Source organism: Pontibacterium sinense (genome assembly GCF_015209595.1).
Classification (GTDB): Bacteria; Pseudomonadota; Gammaproteobacteria; order Pseudomonadales; family Balneatricaceae; genus Pontibacterium; species Pontibacterium sinense.
Window position 1 is genome coordinate 62,554 of the sequence record NZ_JADEYS010000022.1, and the last position, 24,521, is coordinate 87,074.

At 48.5% G+C, this 24,521-nt stretch carries 20 protein-coding genes; 3 read left to right on the forward strand and 17 right to left on the reverse strand.

Annotation, left to right across the window (positions count from 1 at the left end; all coding sequences use genetic code 11):
• The first annotated feature begins 41 nt into the window (after nt 1-41).
• Nucleotides 42-992, forward strand: coding sequence for a prolyl aminopeptidase (gene pip, locus IOQ59_RS17890; protein WP_193954830.1), 951 nt, complete (start codon nt 42-44; stop codon nt 990-992).
• Nucleotides 993-1,083: 91 nt separating this feature from the next.
• A complete protein-coding gene (dtd, locus tag IOQ59_RS17895; protein WP_193954831.1) occupies nt 1,084-1,524 on the forward strand; it encodes a D-aminoacyl-tRNA deacylase in 441 nt (146 codons plus the stop codon).
• An 86-nt stretch (nt 1,525-1,610) separates the two neighbouring features.
• On the opposite strand, the gene IOQ59_RS17900 is transcribed toward dtd, so the two are convergent.
• Entirely contained in the window at nt 1,611-2,708 is a 1,098-nt protein-coding gene (locus IOQ59_RS17900; protein WP_193954832.1) for an acyltransferase family protein, read from the reverse strand.
• A 315-nt stretch (nt 2,709-3,023) separates the two neighbouring features.
• Here IOQ59_RS17900 and IOQ59_RS17905 point away from each other — a divergent pair, with 315 nt between their 5' ends.
• Complete coding sequence (locus IOQ59_RS17905; RefSeq protein ID WP_193954853.1) at nt 3,024-3,659, forward strand: DUF2238 domain-containing protein; 636 nt, start codon at nt 3,024-3,026, stop codon at nt 3,657-3,659.
• Here IOQ59_RS17905 and IOQ59_RS17910 read toward each other — a convergent pair.
• The 16 genes from IOQ59_RS17910 to IOQ59_RS17985 form a co-directional block, all read right to left on the reverse strand.
• Nucleotides 3,637-4,338, reverse strand: a complete 702-nt coding sequence (locus IOQ59_RS17910) for a tRNA-uridine aminocarboxypropyltransferase (protein ID WP_193954833.1) — start codon at nt 4,336-4,338, stop codon at nt 3,637-3,639. The two genes, IOQ59_RS17905 and IOQ59_RS17910, sit on opposite strands and share 23 nt — an antisense overlap.
• A gap of 51 nt (nt 4,339-4,389) precedes the next feature.
• The gene (locus tag IOQ59_RS17915) at nt 4,390-4,890 is read right to left on the reverse strand and encodes a hypothetical protein (protein ID WP_193954834.1); all 501 of its coding nucleotides are present in this window, start codon (nt 4,888-4,890) and stop codon (nt 4,390-4,392) included.
• Between the two features lie 161 nt (nt 4,891-5,051).
• On the reverse strand, nt 5,052-6,026 hold the full coding sequence (locus IOQ59_RS17920) for a UDP-glucuronic acid decarboxylase family protein (RefSeq protein ID WP_193954835.1): 975 nt from the start codon (nt 6,024-6,026) through the stop codon (nt 5,052-5,054).
• 39 nt (nt 6,027-6,065) lie between these two features.
• Nucleotides 6,066-7,526, reverse strand: coding sequence for a sugar transferase (locus tag IOQ59_RS17925; RefSeq protein WP_193954836.1), 1,461 nt, complete (start codon nt 7,524-7,526; stop codon nt 6,066-6,068).
• 142 nt (nt 7,527-7,668) lie between these two features.
• The gene (locus tag IOQ59_RS17930; RefSeq protein ID WP_193954837.1) at nt 7,669-8,823 is read right to left on the reverse strand and encodes a glycosyltransferase family 2 protein; all 1,155 of its coding nucleotides are present in this window, start codon (nt 8,821-8,823) and stop codon (nt 7,669-7,671) included.
• Nucleotides 8,824-9,211: 388 nt separating this feature from the next.
• Nucleotides 9,212-11,452 (reverse strand): AAA family ATPase, encoded by a 2,241-nt coding sequence (locus tag IOQ59_RS17935; protein WP_193954838.1) that lies wholly within the window; start codon nt 11,450-11,452, stop codon nt 9,212-9,214.
• Nucleotides 11,453-11,525: 73 nt separating this feature from the next.
• Nucleotides 11,526-12,308: a WecB/TagA/CpsF family glycosyltransferase gene (locus tag IOQ59_RS17940; protein WP_193954839.1), complete on the reverse strand. Its 783-nt coding sequence runs from the start codon at nt 12,306-12,308 to the stop codon at nt 11,526-11,528.
• Entirely contained in the window at nt 12,295-13,533 is a 1,239-nt protein-coding gene (locus tag IOQ59_RS17945) for a glycosyltransferase family 4 protein (RefSeq protein ID WP_193954840.1), read from the reverse strand. The genes IOQ59_RS17940 and IOQ59_RS17945 overlap by 14 nt, the downstream gene beginning before the upstream one ends.
• 198 nt (nt 13,534-13,731) lie before the next feature.
• Complete coding sequence (locus IOQ59_RS17950; RefSeq protein ID WP_193954841.1) at nt 13,732-14,289, reverse strand: hypothetical protein; 558 nt, start codon at nt 14,287-14,289, stop codon at nt 13,732-13,734.
• A gap of 63 nt (nt 14,290-14,352) precedes the next feature.
• Nucleotides 14,353-15,552, reverse strand: a complete 1,200-nt coding sequence (locus tag IOQ59_RS17955) for a glycosyltransferase family 4 protein (protein ID WP_193954842.1) — start codon at nt 15,550-15,552, stop codon at nt 14,353-14,355.
• Nucleotides 15,553-15,578: 26 nt separating this feature from the next.
• Complete coding sequence (locus tag IOQ59_RS17960) at nt 15,579-17,096, reverse strand: lipopolysaccharide biosynthesis protein (protein ID WP_371871893.1); 1,518 nt, start codon at nt 17,094-17,096, stop codon at nt 15,579-15,581.
• A 15-nt stretch (nt 17,097-17,111) separates the two neighbouring features.
• The gene (locus tag IOQ59_RS17965; protein WP_193954844.1) at nt 17,112-18,629 is read right to left on the reverse strand and encodes an O-antigen ligase family protein; all 1,518 of its coding nucleotides are present in this window, start codon (nt 18,627-18,629) and stop codon (nt 17,112-17,114) included.
• 49 nt (nt 18,630-18,678) lie between these two features.
• Nucleotides 18,679-19,455, reverse strand: coding sequence for a P-loop NTPase family protein (locus IOQ59_RS17970; protein ID WP_193954845.1), 777 nt, complete (start codon nt 19,453-19,455; stop codon nt 18,679-18,681).
• Between the two features lie 19 nt (nt 19,456-19,474).
• Nucleotides 19,475-20,878: a GumC family protein gene (locus tag IOQ59_RS17975; protein WP_193954846.1), complete on the reverse strand. Its 1,404-nt coding sequence runs from the start codon at nt 20,876-20,878 to the stop codon at nt 19,475-19,477.
• 39 nt (nt 20,879-20,917) lie between these two features.
• Nucleotides 20,918-21,961 (reverse strand): polysaccharide biosynthesis/export family protein, encoded by a 1,044-nt coding sequence (locus IOQ59_RS17980; RefSeq protein WP_193954847.1) that lies wholly within the window; start codon nt 21,959-21,961, stop codon nt 20,918-20,920.
• A gap of 260 nt (nt 21,962-22,221) precedes the next feature.
• A complete protein-coding gene (locus tag IOQ59_RS17985) occupies nt 22,222-23,133 on the reverse strand; it encodes an OmpA family protein (protein ID WP_193954848.1) in 912 nt (303 codons plus the stop codon).
• Nucleotides 23,134-24,521 lie beyond the last annotated feature (1,388 nt).

Genomic DNA, 24,521 nt, shown 5'->3' on the forward strand with positions numbered 1-24,521 from the left:
GCAGCCTATACTTCATCTAGCGTTTCGTTTCAGGAGAGCCCATGCGTAAGCTTTACCCCGATATTCATCCTTATGCCGAGCACATGATCAAGGTTGACGCGCGGCATAGCCTCTACGTGGAAGAAAGCGGCAACGCTCATGGAATTCCGGTGCTGTTTGTGCACGGCGGACCCGGCGGCGGCACCTCACCTGCTCACCGTAGCTTCTTTGATCCGGAAAAGTACCGCATCATCCTGTTTGACCAGCGCGGCTGTGGGCGCTCGCAACCCCACGCCGAGCTGGCCGATAACTATTCACAGGCATTGGTTTCCGATATGGAGATGATTCGCCAAACACTGAATGTGGATCAGTGGCTATTGTTTGGTGGCTCATGGGGATCAACACTGAGCCTGCTATACGCACAAACACACCCGGAACGGGTGTCAGGTATGATCTTGCGGGGTATCTTTCTTTGCCGCCAACAGGATATTCAGTGGTTCTACCAACGGGGTGCCAGTGCAATTTTCCCTGACTACTGGCAGAGCTACGAAAAAGTCATTCCGCAGCACCAGCGCCACGATATGCTAAGCGCTTATTATCAGCTGCTGACATCCGATAATGAAATTGCCCGCATGTCCGCTGCAAAAGCCTGGTCAGTTTGGGAAGGCCGCTGTTCAACGCTGGATCCCAATGGGGATGTCGTGGACCACTTCGCCGACCCGCACGTCGCACTGGCCATGGCGCGCATTGAAGCCCACTACTTCATCAACCGCGCGTTTATGGAAGACAATCAATTGTTGGACAATGCCCACCTCATTCAGCAGATCCCTACCGTTATTGTGCATGGACGATACGATATGGTCTGCCCGCTGGAACAAGCCTTCGCGCTGCATCAGGCTCTTCCTCAGGCAGAGCTTCATATTGTTCGCGATGCCGGACATTCAGCATTTGAACCCGGTATTACCGACAACCTGGTGGCAGCCACCGACCATTTTGCACGCTCACAGGCTTAAATTGTTCGAAGCGTCTGACGCTGATTCCCATGATGCTCCACTGGCTAATTCCCGCTACAATGCGCGTTTTCAAGCCAGCGGAGCCACTACGATGAAAGCCCTGATCCAACGCGTTACACATGCCTCAGTCACCGTCGACGGCGAATGCACGGGAACTATTGATCAGGGAATACTGGTATTGCTTGGCGTAGAGAAAACCGATGATCGCGGCAAAGCGGACAAGCTGCTGAAAAAGATACTGGGATATCGCATCTTCTCTGACGATGAAGGAAAGATGAACCTGAATGTGCAACAGGTCAACGGCGGGGTTTTGGTTGTATCCCAGTTCACACTGGTGGCCGATACAGCAAAGGGATTACGCCCGGGTTTCTCATCTGGAGCCACTCCAGCAATGGGCGAAGAGTTATACGACTACTTTGTTGAACAGGCTTCAACTGCACACACTCAGGTTGCGACAGGACGCTTCGGTGCAGATATGAAAGTCAGCCTGCTCAATGATGGCCCGGTCACCTTTATGCTGGAAGTAAATTAAAGCGTATTACGCTAACTTCCCATACACCCCAGACACAAAAAGAGCGGAAAATTCCGCTCTTTTGGCGTGCCCCGTGAAGTATCCGCTCAAGCAGGCTGGTCACTCTGCACAGACACCGGCTTTCGTTTTATCAGGCGCTGCTGCAGGAATCGGGTCAGCGGCTTTTCAACTACGATATGAAATATCAGCCCTCCCACGATCGTCACCAGCAGGCCTCCTACAACAAACGCGCTCATCTGAAGCAGAGTCGCTTCCGGCGTAACCAGCTTAGACCACAGCATACGATACACGCCTAACGCTAAAATATGGGTCAGGTAAATGGAATAGGATGCGTCACCTAACAGATGCAAAGCACGTGACTTAAACATACGACCATTCACTTCAACAATCACCACACCCAACACCATCAGCACGCCTGGCACGCCCCAATACAGTGCGCGCAACGGACCAAACGGATTCACCTCTGCAGTCAACAACAACCCGATCGTGCCAAGTACCAACAATACCATCCCGAATAATGGCGGTAAGCGTCTTAACTTACCGTCGGTATAGGCCTTCGCGATAAACACACCCGCCACAAACTCCAGTAGCAATCCGCTGGTGTACGTTTTTAAGATGGCATTTTGCGGCTCCATCACAAAACCCGCACCCACCAGCGCTATAAAGGCGACTAACAAGATCAACAACGCCTGACGTGGCACCACCAGCAAACAGCCAAAGACCAGATAAAAGAACATCTCATAGTTGAGCGTCCAGCCGGGTACTAAAATCGGATAAACGTTACCCGGCAGTCCCAAACTGTAGTGCGGGATAAACAATAGCGACTGAAGCAGTTGAGTCAGCTCAAACTGCGTCGTCTTGAACAGGTGAGGGGCCGCTGTTGCGGCACCCGCAATCACCAGCGTAATCAGCCAATAGATCGGCACCACTCTTATGACCCGCTTAGTGAAGAACTCTGCAGCCCCCATATTTTTGTTATAGGTCACGAACCAGATAACAAAGCCACTGATCACAAAGAATACGTCAACACCTGCCGCGCCTACACTAATGGAGTGCAAGACGGCTTCGTATACATCAACCTGAATAATCAAGTGATGAAAAACGACCATCAGTGCCGCAACAGCGCGGAGGTACTGAATGGAATGAATCGTTGGGTGCGGTACGGTGCTCACGTCTTTATCCATAAAGATTTCTGTTCAATATCTGCACAAGGGAGTAAGTTTTGGATGCTAGAGACTCACCGCGGCCATTGCAAGCGAATATTGGACTTGCATCACTACAGAAAACCACAGCATTAGCCCCGTAAATACAGGACGTAGCGGTCGATATTTACGATACTGAAAACCACCGTTTTTATCGATAAACACAACGGCTTTTACAGTATTTTCAGCGACCTTCTGACAACTTAAATACGAATCACCCCCTTACGCTTTCCACTGTTTTCATGCATCGTATAGGGAGGATCTCTCAGATCCAGACCTGTGGAGACCGGATTGGCTATGCATGCTCGTTACCACCTGACACACCCCATCAGCTTAGGCTGGATCGCAACCTACCTATTGGTTCTTCTGTGGTCCGGGACCCATCCTGCTGATCAGGTTATCTGGGGGCTAGAGGTATTCCCCGCCATACTCGGACTGGTTGTGCTCGCAGTCACGTTTAAACGTCATCCGCTCACCCCCCTGCTCTACCTACTCATTCTGATTCATGCTGTGATTTTAATGATCGGCGGCCACTATACCTACGCAGATGTGCCCCTATTTGAATACTGGGCCGACGTCAGCGATGGCCGCAATAACTACGACAAAGTGGGGCATTTCGCACAAGGCTTTATACCTGCAATGATTGCCCGTGAAATACTGCTGCGTTGTCACGTTATTGCAGGCAACCGGTGGAGAAACTTTTTTATCTGCTGTTTCTGTCTCGCGTTCAGCGCCTTTTATGAGCTGATTGAGTGGTGGGTCGCGTTGCTGAGTGAAGAGACGGGTGACGACTTTTTGGGCGCCCAGGGGTATCTCTGGGATACCCAGTCCGATATGTTTTTAGCTTTGCTGGGCGCCATCATCGCCCTGCTGAGCATGAGCCGGTTACATGACCAACAACTGAAAGAGATCAGCGAGGCTCACACTGACTGATTGCTTGCTGCAGCAACGCCTTTGCATCGTCAACACCTTCCACTACACGGCTTCTGCGGGACGCATAGTAGTGCGCATTGAAAACATCAAAATACGCATCCAACAGATCTGCTGACGCCTGATCACCCATTTGAGCCAGCATCACAGCAGCCACTTCTGCAGTGCAGAGATGATGCTCCTCATTGGGTTTGCGTAGGTTGTAGCGTGTTTTTCGCTGGGTTTGCGGCTGGATTACGGGCACGTCTTTCAGGTATTCACTTTGACGGAATATACGGCGCGCCTGACGCCAGGTACCGTCCAGAATTATAAATACCGGCTTGCGGCCAGGTTTGTGCTCAAACTCCACCATCCGTTCCTCATATCCTTCCCCTTCAGGAAAAACGATATAGGGATCAAACTCAGGATCATGAAGCTGATCAAGAAACTGGGTATCAGGCTCTGTTCGGCTCCAGGGAAACACCTCCGAATCACGAATCGTATCAACAATCAGGCGGCCGGTGTTCGTTGGTTTATAGAGCTCTTTACGGTGGGTCAGCAACCAAAAACGGGCCTGAGCTTGTGCGTTGACCTGAAAGTCACAGATACACGCCTTCGCCGGCATCTGGCATTGCTCACATCGAATAACGTTAGACCCGCGCGCCAAAAAGGGACGCCGGGGATGTTCAGTTTCTGTCGTCATATCCCACCTGCTTTTGCGAGCGGGGACTATACCAGCTCGACGCAATTGCGCCTACTGCAGCGCGGTTCCCGGCGGAAGATGATCGAAGAGCTGATCATCAACTCCCCAACTCAACTCCAGCGCCCCACGATGTAACAATGAAAGAATCTGATGTAATTCATCGTGTGTTAGCAGTGCCTGAGCGGTGGCTTCTTCCAAACCCTGCTCATACAGCCGAACCTGATACCGCTTACCCTGATGGCTTACATCCACCTTGCACAGCAATCCCGGCGCCTTAGACTCGGGTACGCTTGACTCAGGAACCAGCTGCATACTCTGCTGTGCCTGCTCATGCTCAAACTGAGCCAAACCGGATTGATGTTCACTCGGCGCGGTTGCTACCTGCTCCGATGTTTTTCGCACTAACGAGCTCAGTGCTTCCAATAACTTAAGCGTTATGTTGCGAGTGAGCCAAAAATCACACCGGGGCTGCGTATTATTCAGATTGCCCACCAGCAGAATCCGGTCTTCGATCGGATCGTAGTGGAAGGTAATTGCGGCAATATTCTGCATAGACAGCATCCTTAAGCCCGAAATATAAGTTATTTCATTCTAACCACATCATGCCCGGCATGCACAGATAACCCACTGAATTAACAACAGATACAAAAATGCCGGAGACTCGGCTCCGGCATTTTTAGTACAGGCAGAGATACTCCCTGCATATAGGAGCTTTACTCTGGCATCACATACTTGCCTGAGGTCAGCAGCTCGTCAAAGTATGGAATAGTCTTTTTCAGACCTTCATCCAGCGCAACTTTTGGTTCCCAATCCATCTCTTTCTTCGCCAGCGAGATATCCGGACAACGCTGCATTGGATCATCACTTGGCAGGTCTTCGAAAATCAGCTCGGAAGAGGAGCCGGTAAACTCAATCACCTTCTCAGCCAATTCTCGGATTGTGAACTCACCCGGATTACCGATATTCACAGGGCCGGTAAACCCTTCTGGTGTCGCCATCAGGCGTACAAAGGCTTCAATCAAATCATCCACGTAACAGAATGAGCGAGTCTGGGAACCGTCTCCGTAAACAGTGATCGGTTTATTGCTCAGCGCCTGCACGATGAAGTTCGACACCACACGACCATCCGCCGGATGCATATTCGGGCCATAGGTGTTGAAAATACGCCCCACTTTGATGTCCAGACCCAGCTGGCGATGGTAGTCAAAGAATAGCGTTTCCGCACAACGCTTTCCTTCGTCATAACAGGAGCGAATACCCACTGTGTTTACATGCCCCCAATAGTCTTCCGACTGCGGGTGCACTTTCGGATCGCCGTACACTTCACTGGTGGATGCCTGGAAAATACGGGCGTGTACACGACGCGCCAGTCCCAGCATGTTGATCGCACCGTGAACACTGGTCTTCGTCGTCTGAATAGGATCATACTGGTAATGCACTGGAGAAGCCGGGCAGGCCAGGTTATAGATCTCATCCACTTCCACGTACAACGGGAAAGTCACGTCGTGGCGCATGAACTCGAAATATGGGTTATCCATCAGATCAAGAATATTATCTTTGGTACCGGTAAACAGGTTGTCCACACATAGAACATCGTTCCCTTCGGCAATCAGACGCTTACACAGGTGAGAACCCAGAAAGCCTGCACCACCGGTTACCAATATTTTCTTACGCTGAGAATTTTTCATCTACACATCCAATAAATCTGACCAACATACATCCGTGTATTAAGAGGCTCCACGCCCAAACAATACTGCCGGAACTGTTTTCAATAAGATCGCAAAATCACTGACAAGACTCCAGTTATCGATATAGGCCATATCGAGTTCCATCCACTCGTCGAACGTTACGTTGTCACGCCCACTCGCCTGCCAGGTACACGTAATACCCGGTAGGACGCTAAGGCGGCGCATGTGAGAAACTTCCTGGAAACGCTCATAGTCTGCCAATGGCAGCGGACGCGGACCCACCAGGCTCATTTCACCTTTAATTACGTTGAGCAGCTGCGGCAACTCGTCAATACTGCTTTTACGCAAGAACTTACCCACCGACGTAATACGTGGATCGTCTTTAATTTTGAAGGCAGCACCTTCACGTTCGTTCTGCTTACGCAACGCTTCTTGTAGCTCATCAGCGTTTTGAATCATCGTGCGAAACTTATAGAGCTTAAACACCCGACCGTTATAGCCATAACGATCTTGTACAAACATCACATCGCCTTTCGACGAGAACTTAATTGCCAACGCTGCGCCAATCATGAGAGGAGAGGTCAAAATTAACAGGATGGATGCCGAACAGAAATCAAATGCCCGTTTTGCCAGATATTCCCAGCCCATATCATGACCGGAGCCCAGCACCAGGTCAGACGATGAGGATTCACCCATACGACTCACCATTTCGGTGCGTAAACGCCATACGTGGTTTCCGAACATGCTGCCAAACAACTGAGACATGGGCAGGCGAACCAAAATACCATGTGCAGATGCGTAATCGATTAGCTCCTCAACTTCTTTCGAGAAGTGATGAATAGGCAGTGTGATAACCACCTCATCGACAACCGTATCGTCAAAGATACGCTTGAACTCACTTTTAGGTCCCAGGTATTCATCCGTTGGAACTTCATCGGGCTGATCGTTACTGATATAGCCCACGAACTTGAAGCCCATATCTCGATTCGACTTAATTAGCTCAACGTAATTTCGTGCCGCCTCATTGGTACCGATTACCATAATGCGGCATTCGTTGTTGTCACCCAGATGGACTTTCTTCAGCAGCAGACGCAACCCTCTGCGGAACAACCACGTCAACGCGGTACTAAAGACCCAGAAGGTCAGCAAGAAGACGGGGGTAAACAAGCTGATATCGAAGAAAACACTCACCATACCGTATACAGCAGTCGCAATACCGGTTGCCCAGCCAATCACGACCACTTCTTCAAGCAAGGTCTGTTTAGGTTTCATGGCTGCATACAGCTTGATTCGATCAAATACGATCAGCCACAACAGCGCCAACACCAGATAACCCAACAGGTTAACCAGTGAGAAACGTATCGACAGAATCTCCCAGAACCCGGAGTGATGATTGGAGATACCCGCAACCCATGCGGCAACCAGTCCGGCTAGAATAAATGCCAGCAGGTCGGAGACGCGATACGCCTGTAAAATTAATTTATGCTTTGAATAGCTCATGGTTTAGTCAGACTTCTTGTCAAACAGGGTTCGATTCAGCTCCTTACCAATCCATTGATAAGGGCCACTTCACTGATACCGGACAGCAATACCATTGCCGTCTTACTCACTACGTTTTACAACTTACAAGCTGAACAGGTATTTAATCGCGCTCGGTACGATTCCAACCAATATTGCGGTCTTTGATCATAGATACGACAAACACCCAGGTTTTCCAGATCAGATACCAAGGCACAAACAAGCCAATGCGGAACAGGCCTTTAACACTGCCATAGCGTATGCTCGCGATCAGGTAGTGCAGGCCAATGATGATAAACAGCAACAACGCTAGCACCCGTATGGTCGTATCACCAAACAATGCTGCTGCGAGCAGTGGGTAAATAATCAGAGTGGCAGGTGGGGTCAGCACATCGCTCAAAGCATCCAAAGAAAATTTGTCACCTTTCAAGCTATTACGAAACAGCTGACCGGCATAGCTTTTAATCGTAATCCAACGACCACGCTCCCAACGGATACGCTGTGTTTTGGACGCTTCTACAGACGTTGGCATCTCAGCATATACACAGGCCTTATCGGTAAAAACGGTACGATATCCTTTCAACAGCAGGTGAATATGATATTCGATGTCTTCCACAATTGAGTGTGCGAGATAAGGCACGTTCTCCAGCGCTTCACGTGAAATACAAAATCCATTGCCAAAAATACCGGATGACATACCCAGCGCGCTCCGACCTTTCGGACGCAACGCATTAAAAGAGGCCATGCCCAGCTCCAAAGCACGGGTACGAATAGAATCCTCAGGATTCCGAATAGCATATCGCAGCTGCACGACCTTGGCGCCGTGGCTCATTTCCTGATCAAGCACTTTGAGCGCGTCCACATGCATCAACGAATCCGCATCAACAATCAGGAATGCATCCCACTGCTCTTCTAACAATCCGGTAAATGCATGAAACAGTGCCTGCCCCTTGCCAGGAGGCCCTGTGCGCTCGATAACATGCGCCCCTTCAATACGTGCTTTTTCTGCTGTGTCATCTGTACAGTTATCAGCGATCACCACAACCTTATAGTTGTCATCATCATAATTCTGACTCAGGGCAGCCCGCACCGTTTCACTGATCAGCAGGCTTTCGTTGTGTGCAGGAATAACGACCGCAAATTTGAGTTTTTTTGTTTCCGGTGAGCGCGCTTTTTCAGGCCAGCACGCGGCAACAGTCACCAGCCCGAAATACAGCACAGGAATTGCGGCAATCAGCAAAAACACCCAACCCAAGATAAGCGAAACAGTTTCTAACAACGTTCGAATTCCTTTTTAACTAGTCACATTTAAAGAGACAAAATAAATACACTATCCGTTATACAGCGAGCCGGTTTCTCAAATATTTCAGCTATATTTTTTAGCGACTCAGGCGATATGTACACTACTGTTTTCCGGGGTGCATTATCCATTCTGCACTAAACCTTAACATGCCACATGTCAGGTTTTTGTTACTTTCTCATCCATGAGTGGCGATAAACATTATCTTTTGGTAATTATCGAGAAGAAGGCACTATTTAATAAATAGAGCTCTAGAAGTTTTTATACTCCCCAAGCCTATATGCCCACCAGTCTAAAAAATCACCTATACCAAAACGTACCGCAATACTGAAATATCTTGTATTACAGCACGTTCAAATATTCCCACTTATTGAAGATACGGCATATGGGTCAGGTCAACGGCATTAAACTGCACTACAGCCTGATCTCTAGTGTCATAAGGTCCCATATACACACGATAGATACGACGTTCAGCATTTCGCGTAACCTCCATATCTGCAGGTTCACCCATTGCCACAAAAGATTCGTAAAGATTGTTCGCTTTGAGACGACTGGTGACAGTTCCTGCATATACAAACCAACCGCGACCACCATCATTGACTATCAGGTCTTCACGACTGATATCCGGAAGGTTTATATTCTTGGTATAAACCCGATCCAGACTTTTCAACTTCGGATTAAGCGCTCGCACCATGTCCTGAACAGTATCGTTCCAGGTCGTATACTTCGCACGTGCCAACTGGCTCACGGTTGCCCCCTCCACAAAACGCACCAGTGATTTGGTCAACGCAGACTGTGAGAACGGATAAGGGATAGTCTCTCCAGACTCGTAACGCTTGGCCCGACGTGAAGATACGACAACCCCCTCCAGCACTCCCACCTGGGCACGGCCATCCACACGGACGGGGACAACCGGCGCCGACGTCTTAGCAATGTTTGTCACGACGGGCGGCTTCTTCTGTGCCATCACAACCGGTTTAACCGTCTCAGACTTAACGCGAGGTTCAACCTTTACATCCATCGCCTGCCTTTCTATAGGTTTGGCACGCACATCAGAGACATTCGCTTCCTGACGTAAACGCTCAAACAGACTCAAGCCATCATTACTGGTGGTGCCTGCCGAGTAACGTTCAAGGGCTGACTTATAAGGCTGCTGGGAGGGCTCACGCTCAAATGCTGTATCCGCCGTTGGGACCACCGTCGATGGCAGGGGCTGCTCACGCGGAGGTTCAGGCGTGATACTCGACAGAGAAGGCTCAGCAACCGGCTCGGCAGGGACATGAACCACCCCTGCATCCTCATCAGCCATGACAGGATCATCGTCCCATGTCAGCTGTTTCTGAGGTTCTAATGCTGGTTGAACAGCGTTAACAGGGATCGATTCCAGAGATGGTGTTGTGACGGGCTGCTCTGTTTCAACAACAGTTTCTTTTTGCCTCGTTTCATACCAACGCGCCGCATACCAACTCACGACAACGGTAGCGATTAGAACCAACCACAGGCCGTATCGGCTCAATACCCCTGAAGACTTACGTTCTCTCGGCTTTATTTCATCTTCATCGTAATCAGGCAGCGGTTCAGGTACCGCAAATGCGGACTCGGTAACGGGTTTCGATTGCGATTGATCTTTATCTCGAATTTCAGCCCTTGAATCAGCCTCGTACACGGGTGTCGGCGCTGCTTGAACATTGCCTACAGCTTGCTTCTCGTCAACACTGGATTCTGCTTCCGCCATAACGCGTAAAGGCTGCTCTTCCTCGGCAGGAGGTGGGGCCTGATCGTAGTCATAGGCTCCAGAATGGACAGATGGAAGGTCAGACAAAACCTCGCGTACAACATGGGCATCGATAGTTCGCGCAAAGTGCGCATAACCTGTGATTAAGCAGTTATCACAAATGAGGTTAACAAGGCGTGGAGAGCCGTGAGATTTTTTAAAGATCAGCGATAACGCGTCGTCGTTAAAGACCGGTTCAGTGCAACCAGACACACTAAGACGATGTTCGATATACCGACGTGTCTCAGTTTCATTAAAGTAACCAAGTGAGCGACTGAGGGTAATACGCTGCCGAATCTGGCGCATTGAATAACGCCCCAGAATATCGTTCAGCTCATTTTGCCCCAAAAAGATAATCTGGATCAGCTTCGCATTTTCGTTCTCGAAGTTGGACAACAGACGAATGCCTTCGAGCGTGCGCTCCGGCAATTGCTGAGCCTCATCCAGTATAACAAGCACTCGACGACCTTGTTCGTGCAACCGCTCAAGCTGCTCTTTCAACTTCGCCTGAAAGACCAGTGATCCCCATTCGGGATCCATATCCATCCCTAACTTCTGCGGCAACTCGGCAAACAGCTCTTCCGGCGTAATCCAGGGGGTCGCAACCTCAAGAATAATATGATTTTCTTCTTCCAGCTCATATTTAAGCGACTGAATCAAAAAGGTTTTACCGGAACCGACTTCACCGGTTACCAGCATAAACCCTTTTGATTGCTTAATACCGTAAATCAACGCCGCGAGCGCTTCGCGGTGCTGTTTACTGGCGAAGAAAAATTCTGGGTTTGGAGTATTTTCAAATGGGCGTCGATTTAACCCGTAAAACTCCTCATACATGGGTACAGCTCTCTTTACTGAATCCGTTTAACTTGACGATACTAACGTACGTTCATCAATCAGGCTACCGGATTCAGGTCCTCTCTTTAAATCGAAACCCCAAAATATGGTGCCACGCGACCCGTAACATAAATACCGGGTTCCCCAAAATATAACGCTTCCAGGTATGCGGTTGCATGGCAAGGCGGTACAACCACTCAAATCCATTGTCCGTTACCCATTTAGGCGCGCGATCAATATCACCGGTAAATATACGATGGAATGCACCCGTCGCAAGCTTCACAGGAACCGTTAGCTTATTCCGATTATCCCAGATCCACTTTTCCTGAATAGGCATGCTCATACCAACCAGCAGCACTTTAGCTCCGCTATTGTTGATCATGTCGATCACTTTATCGTTTTCTTCACCTTCACGATCGAAAAAACCATTATGGCGACCTGCAAAAGGACAATCGGGATAACGTTTCGCCATCGCTTCCTCAAACCGCTCGCCCATCTCATCTATATCTCCCAACAAGAAAATCGGCCATTGTTCCTGGGAGCACATCTCGAACATCTCTTCCAGCCAGTCGGCTGGGGTTAAGCGTTGCCCCACATCACATCGAGCGATTTTACAGCCAAGCTTCACACCCGCACCGTCCACAAACACCATGTCAGCGTTGTTCAGAATATGACGAAAGGAGGGGTCTTCGTAGGCAAGGTTCATTGCGTGGATATTCACATTCATGATATTCCCGCCTTCACCGTTCTCTGCGGCCCAGCGGATGCTGTCAAAAATATCCTGACGGTGTACGACATGATACCGTACGCCATTTAGCCACTCTTCTTTGTACTGTGGTTTTTCAGTTAGTGACACGGCTTGCTACCTTTTCTTCTGCTATACCACGGTCTTCCAACAAATTCTGGAACCGAACGGCATTTTTACCCTGATCAAAACTGTGTGCGATATGCTCGATAGCCTGCTGCCGCAGTTTTTCGAGGTCAATCTCACCCTTAATGACCGCTTCCATAGACTCTGCCAACGCATCGTCGCTGGCTGGCGGTACTAAAATTCCAGCCTTACCGTAATCAAGCAGTTCGGGGATACCTGAGATTGCCGTCGATAACACGGGCACACCTGCTTGCATCGCTTCCATCAATACAATCGGCATACCTTCAGCGACACTAGACATCACAAACAGATCTGCCTCTTTGTACATTTCCAGCACATCGCTGTGATAACGTGCACCTAGCAGCTTTACTTCTGCTTGCAACCCCAATCGCTGAACTTCCGACTCGATAAACTCTCGCTGAGGCCCTTCACCTACCAGCAGACATTCGAAAGACAAACCTTTATCTCTCAATTGAGCACATGCCCGAACAAGATACTCCTGCGCCTTTTGCGTAGACAGCCGGCCAACACTTAACATCCGTAACGGTCGGTTTGAATCATATACTTGAGGCTTCGGAGGTTCGGCCAGTGGAGCCACCCCTAACGGTAACACCACCAACTTATCTTCCACTACAGTAGGGAAATGCTCTTTGACATAATCGACGTTGTATTGAGAAATGCAGACCACTAAGTCCGCTTCCTCTAACTTTTTCTCCAAATCAGGAGGATTATCAAAAGTCAGATCAGACCCATGCAAGGTCAATGAAAACGGCAGACCTGCAATACGCTTCATCCACATCGCAATCGACGTCGCGCCATACGTGAAGTGCGAATGCACCCAACGCGGCTCTGCAGAATCAGCATAACGCTTAAGGGTCAGCGCTGCGCCTGAGATATGCTTTAACGTCGTTACCGGCTTTTCTTCGACGGAAAACATCCTTGCCAATGAACCTAGATAACCTGTCGGATACTTCAGTAAGCAATGTAAATGGGCAGAAGCAACTTCAGCAGCCCCGGCATCACACAGGTAGTCTACCTGCTTCTGTACACTTTCCATCCCTGGATGAACCTGTGACGCATCTGGCCGATGACTCGACACCAAATCCATCGCCATCCCTTCATCCAGCATTTTCGTGTACTGGCTGAAGAGAAAGGTCTCACTCAGCACTGGAAATATAGAGTTGAGAAAAATAACGCGGTTCTTCGCCATTAAAACATTCCCTGAAGGTATCATTAATCAACACAGCAGACTGTATCAGAAGAGGTATGACAATATTTCGACTTTCAGCGCGGGGCAACCATTCATTAACGAATGAGTTGATCTGGGTAATGAGGGACAACTTCCTCTACAAAAAAAGGTATGCCACATATACAAAGGGCCGCATCTAAGCAGCCCTTTATACAATAATTAATCGAGGAGCTTTATCGCACCATTGTTACGCACTTTAATAACACGTGCATGAACAATATGTGTGCGTTCTACCGGGAAATAGAGTGTCAGATAGTTTTCGCCCGGTTTAATCGCTATATCCCGGACAATGCGACGAGTCTCAACCATCAGGTTTTTATTATCGTCGTAGTAACCTGCTTCCACCTTAACGTCAATTTTGGAGCCATACATCAGCAGTGCACGCTGATCAATCACCCTGACTTTCAGTGCATTTGGCGGATCATATTCCCAGGCCTTAATAAATACGTCACCCGATTTGATGTCTCGGCTATCATTTTGATAATAGGGTGTTTCACGGGCAATCAGCGCGCCAAACGGATCTTCGAATACATCCCAGCCCTGCTCATCCAGTGAGTCATAATTGTAATCGGGCAAGTTCCCCTGTTCCTCGCCTTTAAACCCGGTCAGGTTATCTGCTTTCTTATCCGCCTGAGCAGCTGTAGCGCCCAAAATAAAAAGCATTGCCAGACTGAAGGAGAACAGTGGCTTTAACAATGTTGTGACACCTAGTCGCATGATAGTCACCTTTAGGGTATATGTGTACGCACCTACTTTAGTAAGCACTCACTATACCACTGATTAGTAGTTAGGCACCTTATCCGAAGTGCTGTAGACCTCATTCAAAAGGTCGTACACCTTTTCAGCGTTGTGACGCCAAGTGAATTCCTTAACCATACGTTCACGGGCGGCTTTGCCCAAACGTTCCCTAAGTTCTTTATCTTCAACCAGCTTTGTCAGTGCTTGAGTCATGGCCTCGCCATCACCTGGAGGGAATAACAAGCCTTCCTCCCCATCTACTAGCATCTCTTTGACCGGCTCTGTCCCCAAGGACAATACCGCAGTTTCCATCGCCATATATTCAAACATCTTGAGCGGCGAACAATAATACGCTGAGTTTTGCAGTACAGTAATATCCATCGCCGCCAAGTATTTATCAATCTCGTTACTCGGCACAAAGCCAGCGAAGGTTACGTGGTCTTTAATATCTGATTGATTTGCCCGCGCTACGCTTTCTTCTGATTCGGGCTTTACCTGCCCAACCAGTAACAAACGTACTTTGTATCCCTGCCCGATCAGATAAGAGAAGCTGTCGAACAACATATCCATACGGTGCCACGGAGCAAAGCTGCCAACGAAACCAATGACAACCTCATCTTCGTCTATACCCAACTCTTCCCTGACAGGAGCTCCTGACATATGTGGATCAAACTGTTCAACAGTGACGCCATTTGGAATGGAATGAACCGGCAACCCACGAGTCGATTCAACCTTATATTCCTCAGTCAGCACGTTGCTCACTGCAAACCCACCGTCACATAACGAAAGTGCTCGGGTAGAGCTGAAAAAGTGTTCCGCACCTGGGACCCGAAGGTAATTCACTTCCCGTTCTTCATGATCCGGGGAGTTAATCTCGAGCACCACCGGGATATTCAACGAGCGGCACGCCCATATGATCGAAAAGGTGTTGTAATCAAAACGCGTCAAAACCAAATCCGGCTTTAACTCTTTTAACTGTCTCCGCTCTTCCAGCATGCGCTTGGATTGAACAAGAAACGCTTTGATATCTGAAATATAAAACTGCGCCAAGCGCGATTTAAGGCGATCAACAAAGGATTTTTTTTGCCCCGGCACTCCCGTTTCAAGCGGAGGGGCCATAACCGTAAATTCAATCCCTTGCTCATCGCAAATCCCACCAAACTCTTCCGAGAATTTAGTGACGTGTACGTATGAACCATCACGCTCAAACTTCTGATAATGGGCATATACAACACGTTTCATTGCTTTATCCGTCACTTCCATATCCTTTATTCAACACCTGTCGCGACGCGCTTTAACGCCCAACCACGTAAACCCGCGGGCAACATATGGCCATATTTCCCTAGCACCCATCCCGGAACATCGCCCATCATAGAAGCGGGTAAACCAAAGAAACCGATAAGGTATGCCAACCCCGAAGTCACCAACATAATCAGCAGCATCAACTCTGAAGAGGCAATTTTCCCTTCTAACAGATAAAGAACCGCCGCATCGACCAACCCAACAAAGGCCGCCAGCAAGTAACCCGGCAGCTGAACTTTTATGAACTCAATCCAGTTAGAGTCCAGCAACTTAATCGCCAAATTTGCCATTGACAGGTACAACCACAAAGTAGCGCCAACGACTGCAAATCCCACAGCGGCAATTCCTTCGGGTACGGCGACGATACAAGCCGCCGTCAGCAATACAAAGAACACTATCTGGCGTCTCATTTCCGCATGAACATGTCCCATTGCCTGAATGACCGGGCCTGTCAGAATCAATACGAGCCGAATCAAACCCATCAGACAAAGTACCTGAAAGGCCGGGACTGCACCTATCCAGTTATCGCCGTACATACCGGTAATGATGTATTGCCCTGAAACCAACATACCGACAAAAACAGGGAACGCCATCAATGCCGTGACGGATACTACGCGGAAATAAACCTGCCGCAAACGCTCTTTATCATCCTGAACTTCAGAGTATGAGGAGAACATGACATTTGTCAGCGTCCCAGCAATCTTCGCGAGCGGAAGATTAACCAAATGATATGCACGGCTGTATAAACCTAACATAATCTGATCAAGAAATTTGCCGATAACGAAGAAGTCTACATTACGCGCAAAGTATCCGACGACACTGCTAATACTGACCCCACCGCCAAACGACAGTAACTCTTTCAACCTCGATTTTTCGGGCGTGAATGTCATACGAAACGGTTCGTAGACGAACGAGAGAATTGAGCCAAGAACGGTGGTCGCGATGGTCCCCATCACTAAACTCCACACTCCGTAACCCAACACCGCCATCACAATCACAACACCAGCGTAACCAACGACATGTCCGATTGAATCGACTATAAAAAGTCGACGAAAGTCCATACGACGCATAATCAGTCCACGGCTTACCGTAGAGAGCGCAGCAACAAACAGACTGATAGATAACACTCTAATGACGGGACCAACACGCTCGTCGCCGAAGAAAATGGCAACAGGTTCGGAGACAAGTAATATCAACGCCACTAACGCAACGCCAATAAGAACAGACAGCGTGTTGGCCGTGCGAATCGCTATCTCATCCAGATTTTTTCTTTGCACAACGGCCGCGCCCATCCCCATAGCGGAGATAATTTCTGCAAGGCCTATAAAAATCATTGCTGTCGCCAGCAACCCGAAATCTTCCGGCGGTAAAATTCGGGCAACAACAATGGTCACGCCCAGACTCACAACAGTCTGGACAATAACCCTCATCATATTCCAATTGGCACCCCGGATCGTCCGCTGAGTGTGGGTGTCAGCTGCCACATTGCCCCCTGGCGACTACGCTGTTTTTACATCAGGATCCGGCCCACTGGCCGAACGATGATCGAGCTTGGCCTGCTGTTTAGCATGGATCCTATCCATCGCTATACAAAGACCGGAGAGTATCCAGAACGGATACTCTGAATAGATAGATGTTGGGTCCACCGTATTGTGGATCACCCAAGACAAGACACCACCAAATATCCCCAGTGCTATTGCCGATATCGTTCCGTCCGAACGGAAAAACAGCATAAATGATCTGTACAACGTGAACAGAATCATCGCGATGGCAAACATCGCCCCTGGAATACCGATTTCGCCAGCAATCAACATAAAGGTGTTGTGGACCGGTGCATCAAAATTCGCGGTGATCGCATCAAATGTGCGGTCATACTGCGCCATGTAATACGTATAGTGGTTAAGACCGACACCTGTTAACGGATTCGCTGCCACGAGATTTTCCGCCACTTCCATCAACGGAATACGTACCTCAGCAGTACCCTTATCATCCTGAGTCAAACGCGCCCTAAAGTCTCCCGACCCCAGAAACAATGCACTGAACAGCACAGAACCAACCAGCGCAACCAAGCTGATACTCGCGATCAGTCCATTGCCTCTGCGCATTCTCCACAGCACCATACACACAACGAATGCGATGGCCAAACCCGCCCAGCCACCGCGCGAAGCCGTAAAAATTTCAGCCATTGCAGCAAACGCAACGAAGCCCAAAATAGCAAGTTTACGCAGAGTATTCTTCTCAGACAGTCCAAGAAAAATACCAATCAGCATTAGCTGATTCATGAACATAGCCAGTGCATTGGGCTGGCCCAGTGTTCCGGATACACGCAAAGGCCCACCGGTGTTCTGCCAAGTTGTTCTCTGGCCGAGCAGGCTGTCAGTAAAGATCGCACCGACGAGCTTCTGTTCAAAAACAATAACGGCCTGGGTGGCCAAGACGGCAACAAATACGTAGCCCAACCGTTTGACGGTATCAAAGCTATTCACGTTTTTGATCAAATAGACAAAGATGAAATAAACCTTCACCTGCTGCCACAACATACTGAACGCAAAGAAGGGCTCTGGTGTAGTGACCGCTGACAGGAAGTTGATCAAGAACAGACCTATCATCGCGAACTTCCAGTTCGTCGGGACAGGTGCTGGCGGATGATGTGAGCGTTTACCAACAACCGTTTCTGCTGCCCATGCGATAATCAGCATGGCAAACAGTACGTCTGTAATAGCTACACCAAAGCCATTTGCATGCACATAAAACGGCGGGTCTTCTTGGTAATAGAAGTTGATATCGTACAAAATCGGCATCAGGAACGCCGCAAGCATCAACATCAACTGCTTGGTTCGTACTTGCAAGATATTCAAGAACAGCAAGCCACCCACACCGGTGACTGCCAACAGAATAAAGAAGGTCCACTTCAGCGGAAGATTACCGAGTAAGAATACAAATAAGACACCACTGAGTAATCCAAAACCCAGCGGCATCAGAATCGATGATAACGATTTATTTGCCGAATCCGCCATAACTTATCCCGGATGATTGGTGTATTTGTAGGTACCTACAAACGCGCCTTTACAAAAACCTGAGCAACCAGGATGGAATAGGGTATTTACGGAAGTTCAGAATCACACCAAGCAGGTTAATGCCCAGCTGCTCCATATCTTCCTCAACAGCATTAATTGCTGGCACACGAGTAACCCCGGTATTCGCTACGATCGCAACACCATCAACCACACGACCAAGGGAATCTGCCAATGGCGTTGATCCCTGCTTCGGCATATCAAGCAGCACCCAATCAAAATGCTCTCGCGCTTTCGCGATGAATTCTCGAAGCTGATGAGAAATCATCGCACTACGTCCTTGCTCATCGCTAGAGGAGACGAGCATACGAAAGATTCCTTCACTATCGCAGCCTGACAGCACATCATCAACGCTATAGCCATCCATCATCGCCCGGTCCAGAGTCATAGCATCAGACACACCGGCCTCACGCACATCAAGCACCAGAACGCGATGTCGGGAGTATTCCGCAGCCAGAATCTTTGCAACCTGCGCTGTCACTGTAGATGTACCGACGTTTTTAGACATACCGGAGAACATAACAGCTTTGCCACCAACTTCCTGAGGGTCAGCTTGAACCATCAGGTTGATAGTGACTTTACGCATGTCTCGACGCCATTTAGCATTGCCGTCAAAAGTACGTCCCAAAGGCAGGATCAAATTCTCCGGGTAACGACGAACGCTGTTCTCTACTGCCTCTTCAACCACTTCGTGCTGTTTGTTCGCTTCGGTTTCAGTTTCCACCGAATCGCCATCTGCACCGTACATTGCTTCAAAAATCTTGCCCATTGTCTTTTCTCCCCAATGTTTAAACGGCGTCTAAGGTACCGAGAAGGCGCAAACGCGTCCGGGACTGAACATCAGCCGGGGAGCGCAACGCCTGGTCGCTCGAATAAGACAGGATACAAGCAACCAAAGCCAACAGCAGTGCTACCGGGATAGCCAGAATCAGAATAAGTGGAATATTCGGGAACGACGGTGAATTAGGCATCAACGGACGGTTTGCAATCGTTACGTTCGCAAACTGTGAGCGGTTTTTCTCTTCACTGATACGCGCAGCTTCACGCTTGTCTTCATACAAACGATAGTTCTTCTCAGCCACTCCGCGTTCAAACTCGATACGCTGAAGAATAACGGTATCCGCACTTAGCTGACCGACATTCGCTTGTGCCATGTCGATGCTATCTTGAAGCGATTGAATTTCTTCTTCGCCAGACTCACCTTCCAGCTGCAGTTTTCCGATCACCTGTCGAATGTAACCGCGAATCTGACCGCGCATATTATTGTACTGTTCAACGGCATCAGTCACCGGTTTGGAGCCCGGCTGGAAATTACTTTCCGCTGTCTGCTTGTTAATAATCAGCTGTGCCAGAGACCGTTCCATCTCGACCAAAGCTGGATAATTCTGACGCAGTTCAGTCGTTAAACCAACATAACCTGCAGTGCCAACCTTGTTATAAGCACCCTGCAAAAACGACAAACGCTCTTTCGAGGACTTTAACTGACTCGCAATTTCCGCCTTACGCGTTTCAAGATTTCGCACGACTGCCAGCATATTGTCAGCCTGCAATTCCGGGCTGGCCAAATTGAGGTTCTTGCGCGCTGCTGCCAATTCATTGCTTAACTGAATATAGCGCTCGCGGAAAAGAGCAACCTGCTCATCGAAGAACTCAAGACTGCCTTTCAAGCCTTGGTTTACTTCGATGTAATAATCAATATACGCATCCAGGAGGGTATTTAGCTGGTCGCGAGCCTGATCGGCATCTGGGGCTGAATAGATAATCTCGACAATATTAGATGTAGCCAGAGGCTCAGCTCTAAACTGTCCACGCAGCTCTGAAATGGCTTCCAGCACTTCGGAATCATTATCCATAGGCGCGAGGTTGTGCATTTTCACCACTTCTCGCAACACATCAGCAGAGCTAAACAGGTGAACAACTGTGTTCAACGTCTGGTCAGACACGTTATCAACGACGTTGAAACGAGAGTCTGCACCCTCATCAAACACCACCGGTTTTTCAATACGTGGTTTTACCAACAAACGTGCTTTAGCCGTATAAGTAGACGGACTAACGAATGCCAGCAACAGCGCTCCAATGATCACACCCACAAAGGTGAATACAAAGACGCGCTTGGTATAGAAAAAGATTGCGACGATATCGCGGAAGGTTAACTTACCACCTTCTCTACGGTTGCTCGTACTACTATCCATAACTGATTATCACCCCAAAAAAAAGCGTATTCACCTGAATTACTGGTTAGGCCCAATTAAATCCACGGTATCGTCTAGTGTATACGTGAAGCCCAGATTCACCGGAATCATACGACGAATTGCATCACCGACAAGGGCAGCACGACCTAACGTTGTCGTCGGCACAAATACCACATCCGATTGACGAACGAAGTAGTCCTGACCAGAGTTACCGCTGGAAAGCACAGATGCCAAATCGACCAACCGACCAACCGGACGATTAAACTCATCACGCGAAATCAACAATGTAGAGCCCGCTTCGCCAAAATCAGCAAAGCCTCCAGCCAACGCAATTGACTGCAGGACCGTCGTAGGGCCATTCAGCTGATAAAAGCCTGGGCGCTGTACAGCACCGAACACATAAACCCGGTTGCCTGTAGCCTGCAAGATCGCAGTAGACGTAAACATGCCTGGAACACTTTTTTCGTATTCCAAGTTGATAGCGTCACCTGCCTGATTAATAGATTTACCGGCCACTTTAATAGCAGAAAGCAGAGGCAGACTCACCGTACCATCAGACTGTACAACGGCCTCACGACTCTGACCACGCGGTGCCGTTCGAATTGCTTCTTTCAGTTCACGGATTTTAGCTCCGTAACGAATCAGAGACACCGTACTTTGTGGCATTGTAAGGAAGTCGGAATAAACTTCGTTCACAGCAGCAGAGAGCTCCATCGGAGTTCGACCAGCTGCCATAATGTCCCCTTTATAAGGAACTGTAACGCGTCCATCAGGGCGTACGTTTAACGTACGGTCCATCTGTGGGTAGTGATAGAATTCGATACGGATCTGATCACCAATGGCGATTTCGTAACGATCTTTTTGCTCAACATCTACGTGATACGTAACCTCCAGACGATCCCCTGGGGATATCTGATAATCGGTATCAAAGTATGGCAGTGGATCCTGTTCATATACTTTTTTGCCATCTTCAACGGTGGCAGCCTCATGAGGCACGTAGCAGCCTGACAACAGTACCATCAGTGCTGAGCCAACCATCCACTTAATTGCCGTTTTAAACTTGTTATCTGTCGAGCAGATCATGGGTCGAAACCTCTCCGGTATGCAGCACATCACGTCGTAATTCCATGCCGGACAACTCATCCAGCGACACCCTCATCAAATAAACCAAAGAGAGCTCATTTAGCCCGCTGCTAATAACTGAACACAACAGACCACGTGCTGCATAAAGCAACACAAATTGTGAGTGGTTATTAAACAACATCGAAATAAATAAACAAGTGTTTATTTATTCAACCAAATGTTTAAAACCACTCCTTTATTAAGCAATTAGCCGTGCTGAGTTACCACTCGAAGTCGATTTCGACCCGACGGTTACCCGCATGACGCACACCATCCTTGGTTGATACACGCGGCTTAGACTCTCCGTAGTGTGACGCGCGAATTTCAGATACTTCGACACCCTCAGCACGCAACATACGAGCAGCTGCCTGAGCACGACGCTGGGATAAGGCTTCATTGTGAGAGCGGCTACCTGAAGTATCTGTATGAGCAGTTAACACCACTCGACGAGGTTTCATCTCACGAGCGTCCGCTACAACTTTGTTCAACACAGATTGCGCATCAGATGTAATGTCTGCGCGATCCAGCTCGAAAAAGATAATGTAAGGACCGTGATAAGTGGCTACTTCTTTCTTCTGAGGCAGAGGGCAGACAACAGCAGCAGGCTCTGACGGCTTGTGAGTATGGTCTACGCAAGAACCAGGCCCATGCGTATGCTTATGGTCATGGCTGTGTGTGTACACCGGCCCTTTATCTTCGACCTGAGGCTTGTTCTCAATTTTGGCCATAGCGGCCATAAAGCCTCTTTTACATTCGTCAATATCATGCTGCTGAATGTTTTCCTCTTGCTGTTCCATCCAGCAATCAAACATTACCTGAGCTCTTGCTGACTCACGAGGCATCTTAACGGACGCACCCGCGTAAAAGGCATCTTCCAAGCGCGCACGCGCAGAAGCTAATTCGTCGACAGAATAAGGAGGCAAGTTACGCGCGGACAATTCTTCAGGTGAAACTAATTGGCCATCGGCAGAACGCAAAGCGCGGCTCTGGAACTTCTCGACATCGTCAAAATCGTGTTCGAAATCTTCCTTTTTTGCCAGCCCGCTATAACCTTCACTCAGGTAACGATCGAACGGTGTACCTTTCAATGTTTGTGGTTGCTCTGACTTAAAGTAGTCGTGCTGACCTGTCATTTCGTGGTCGTGCTGGCGTTCAGGATGCTTCGAACCGTGTGTAGATGAATTAGTACTGCACGCCACTAGAGCTGTAGCTACTACACCAGTCAACAGCGCCTTTGAGTAATTTCTCACATTCCCTCCAGTGAGTCCGAAGCAGATACTCTTCTAAACCCGATAAATTCTTTTATAAGTTTTTTATTAGCATCCCCGCGTGTTTTCGCCTGGAGTTTTCCTCTCCAAGCCCACAACCGGGAGCTTGCCTATTATTAGTAAGCAAACGGATGCTATCGTAGAACGATCGTTAATCTTAATCAAGCTCTTAACATCAGACGACACCACACAAACACGTACAGAAAAGCTTAATATGCTTCGATTAAATAAAAGCTACAATGCACAAATTAGTATCACGGATGACAGCTTATTCAATTAACCCTCTCTATCTGCAGTCGCCGTTCCGCCCCCAATGAACCGCCCTAAAGACGACACGCCTTATAAGATAGCGACTCTTTTTTGGAAACCTTTAGGCAACTCACATTAACCGAAACCCGCTCAACTCCGGCATACTGTTTATACATCAACGCAATTAATAAAAACTGAACAAATCGATAGCGCAGAAACCATCAAAACCAAAAATTACTGAATAACTATTTAAAATCAAGGCACTACCGTTTTTGATAGAAAAAACATTATTCATTTGGCATTTAATAAAACCTAAAAATCAGACGCCAAATCATGATGTAGCTCAACAAACTGGGATTAACCCAATAGAGCACAAACACAAAAAAACCAAGTCAGCTCAATATTTCACCCTATCCAGAATTGCGAGCAAGCGAATAATCGTAATCAATACCCCCTATCAGTTCGGAAAACAATAGAGTCCAGAGCACGCCTATAACACAGGCCATAGCTCACTACCTTACCTGCTTTAACTATCCCAAGCTCGACTCAGTATCTATCCATTTTTATTTCACAGACAAAAGATAGACTGACATGCGCCAGATTCGCCTCCCTTTAAATCACTAAACCCAAATCAGCACCAAATAAGGAACGATCGCTCATTAAATAATAAGCGTGATCGCATCTACTCCGAATACAAGGGGAAATGACCCCTAAGCTTTAGCTAAGCGCGAATGGCCTGTTCGAGTTCAGAAATAGATTGCCAGAAGACAACCCTACAGTGTCGCAAGGTGAGGAGGTTCGATGTCAGCCCGGGGCTGAGTGACCTGGCAGGGACATCGAATGTACTGAAGGCAGCCGTGCTTGATCTCCGGCCATAACGAAAAAACCCCAGCTGCATCGCAACTGGGGTTCTCTCTCATACCACACGGGTACTAATTAGGTGCTTGGCAATGACCTACTCTCACATGGGGAAGCCCCACACTACCATCGGCGCTAAGGCGTTT